Below are 303 nucleotides of genomic sequence, written 5' to 3'. Positions count from 1 at the left end.
TACCGCCGACTTGCCTCCGGGCTTTGCTTATATGGCATTAGCGACCTACGTTCCAGCACCCGGGCAGTCCTGCAAACTAGACAAACGTGACAACCGAAAGTCTCAGTTCAACCGGGAGTGGAGAACTGAATACAAACCCGATGCACAGATAGAAATACACCGCACCCGTAAAGGTTGCGAGTTGATGCTGTACAGCATAGAGCTTCAGATCAACGCGTCCTACGGGAAAGACCGAGGCGACTTCAGCCGTGATTCCGGGTTTATCGCGGTGCGGGATTATCTCGACGCTCACGACAAGGGCAC

Annotated in this window: 1 pseudogene; it reads left to right on the top strand. The window is 53.8% G+C overall.

Annotated elements, in window-relative coordinates:
- Positions 1–303, top strand: a pseudogene (locus IFT57_RS26885) (hypothetical protein); the annotation flags it as partial.

The organism is Pseudomonas sp. CFBP 13719, assembly GCF_014842095.1.
Classification (GTDB): Bacteria; Pseudomonadota; Gammaproteobacteria; order Pseudomonadales; family Pseudomonadaceae; genus Aquipseudomonas.
Note: the sequence above shows the minus strand (reverse complement) of the source record. Positions and strands in the feature narration are given on the sequence as shown.